Origin of the sequence: Microcystis sp. M49636_WE2 (assembly GCF_030065375.1) — a bacterium.
In the GTDB taxonomy this organism is placed as follows: domain Bacteria; phylum Cyanobacteriota; class Cyanobacteriia; order Cyanobacteriales; family Microcystaceae; genus Microcystis; species Microcystis aeruginosa_C.
Map to the genome: position 1 here is coordinate 1 of NZ_JASJFG010000079.1, position 2,194 is coordinate 2,194.

At 40.6% G+C, this 2,194-nt stretch carries 4 protein-coding genes; 3 read left to right on the plus strand and 1 reads right to left on the minus strand.

The genetic code is table 11. From position 1 onward, the window contains the following. A partial coding sequence (locus PX484_RS01810) for a HisA/HisF-related TIM barrel protein (RefSeq protein ID WP_288102720.1) occupies positions 1 to 108 on the minus strand: 108 nt, incomplete at its 3' end. 484 nt (positions 109 to 592) lie between these two features. Here PX484_RS01810 and pedR point away from each other — a divergent pair. From pedR to PX484_RS01825, 3 genes are all read left to right on the plus strand, one after another. Further along, positions 593 to 874, plus strand: a complete 282-nt coding sequence (pedR, locus tag PX484_RS01815) for a photosynthetic electron transport-dependent transcriptional regulator PedR (protein ID WP_287668478.1) — start codon at positions 593 to 595, stop codon at positions 872 to 874. Next, positions 858 to 1,409 (plus strand): TolB family protein, encoded by a 552-nt coding sequence (locus PX484_RS01820; protein WP_287668480.1) that lies wholly within the window; start codon positions 858 to 860, stop codon positions 1,407 to 1,409. Before pedR ends, PX484_RS01820 begins: the two co-directional genes overlap by 17 nt. A 407-nt stretch (positions 1,410 to 1,816) precedes the next feature. Beyond that, a partial coding sequence (locus PX484_RS01825) for an HTTM domain-containing protein (RefSeq protein WP_502882689.1) occupies positions 1,817 to 2,194 on the plus strand: 378 nt, incomplete at its 3' end.

Consider the following 2,194-nt stretch of genomic DNA (forward strand, 5'->3'; position numbering starts at 1 on the left):
CGCCACTATTGCGGGATTATCGTTAAAAACCTGCGATTGTTGGTAATCTCCCTGATAAAGTCGCACACATTTGCCATCGAGAATATCAATAGCGGGGATAACTTCCATGTTTTTCTCAATATCTAACTAAGGAGCGTTTTTTATTATATAGTACCAGCCGTCAGCCTTGAATCAGTGATCGGTGATCAGTTTTGAGTCTGACAGGGGAACAAACCCTCTCAAAGCATTGTCCGTAAAGGTTTTGAGACTCCTCAGTTACAAACAGATACATCGCTTTCAGCCAAAAAGCTAAGGAGAGAATCAGGGATTTGGGCGAACTTACTAGAAATCTTTATCAACAACGGGGGATCAGCTGCATCGAACTTTTTTGCTCGAACACCCCAAAAAGCCTGTGCTGTAAGGAGTTCAGCCAGTTTGTCCTCCTGTCAGGTTTTGAGTATTCAGTGAGCAGTATGTATTAAGTGTGCATCATCAAATGGCAGTAACAGTGCTGTATTTTCACTGATTACTGATCACTGATTACTGATTATCGATTCCTAGGAGAAAAATTTCTTCTAGAATGATAAGTAGATATACTAGAGGAATTATACTCATGTCTGCTGGGAAGTTTCAAACAGCCGCTTCATTATCCGATCGAGAGCTAGAAATACTCGATTTGGTGGCTAATGGTTTAACTAATCAAGAAATCTCGGAAAAGCTAGAGATTAGTAAGCGTACCGTCGATAATCATATTAGTAATATCTTGACAAAAACAAAAACCGATAATCGGGTGGAATTGGTGCGTTGGGCATTGCATTGGGGTAAAGTTTGTCTGGATGATATTAATTGTTGTATCCTTCCTTCCCCGGTGCCGACCGATGAGCAGGTTTCCTAAACTTCTGGGACTTTTGCTTGCGGTTAATATCATCAGTCTGGGGGGATGTAGTGATGCGGGTTTTGTCACCCCTCCCCAACAGCTTTTAGGAAATACTTTAAATACTCCTTCCTCTGAAGATAATCCCCGTTTTAACTACGATGGTCGTTATCTGGTCTTTGCCTCCGATCGCAGGGGTCAACGAACGATTTATTTATTCGATCGAGTGGCTAATCGTTTAGTTCCCCTACCCGGGTTAAATCAAGCAAAAACCTATCAAGATCAACCGGATATTAGTGCCGATGGTCGCTATATTGTTTATGTGTCGGAACAGTCCGGTAAACCCGATATATATATTTATGATCGACAAACTCTGCAAGCAAAAAATATCACCGACAATATTTTAGGAGAAGTGCGTCGTCCGACGATTAGTGGTAACGGTCGTTTTATTGCTTTTGAAAGTAATCGTTTCGGTCAATGGAATCTGGAAATATTCGATCGAGGTGGCGAAATTTCTCCTTCTTTACCCCCGATCAATTCTTCCCCGTCCCGATAATCAGTGATCACTAAACAGTAATCAGTGATCAGTGAAAAAACAGCACTGTTACTGCCAATAGACCTCGACCTAATATTATCCCAAGACCAAAAGTCTTTCTAGTTAAGGAATCTACCTGAATAAAAATTATTTTAATTGCCTCATATTTTTTCAGTAAAATTGAATTAGCAACGATAGATATACATTACAGCCATTGAACTGCTTAGTTAGTACATAGACCAAAAGCAAGCTGTGACTGGGTTATAATTTTTGGAGATGTCTAATGATGCTCACTTAATACATACTACTCACTGATAACTGATAACTGATAACTGATAACTGATAAGGCCGACAGCTTTCTTTTGCCTTTGGCCTTTTTACTTGCTATAAAGTAGGTTTATTTAAGAAATGGAGGGAATCATCATCCTATGGCGATAATGACAAAATCATTTAGACAAAGACTGGCAGAGATTTTCGGGTTTGACCTGCGATCGCTGGCTTTATTTCGCATTGCCTTGGCGTTGGTGGTTTTAGTCGATTTATCGGTTCGTTTTAGCCAAGTAACTGCCCATTACAGTGAATTAGGGGTTTTACCCCTAGAAAGCTTATCAAAAGTCTCTGCTAGTCCTTTTTACTGGTCGATTTTTGCTCTCAGTGACTCGGTACTGGTGCAGAGTATCCTGTTTATTGTCGCTATAGCGATCGCATTATTGCTTTTAATTGGCTATCATACCCGTTTAGCCACGATCGCCACTTGGGCGCTAATCGTCTCTTTACATCATCGCAACCCCCTGTTACTATTTGCC

Coding starts and splice junctions, on each gene's coding strand:
- pedR (WP_287668478.1), top strand. CDS start 593: ATGTCTGCTGGGAAGTTTCAAACAGCCGCTTCATTATCCGATCGAGAG.
- PX484_RS01820 (WP_287668480.1), top strand. CDS start 858: ATGAGCAGGTTTCCTAAACTTCTGGGACTTTTGCTTGCGGTTAATATC.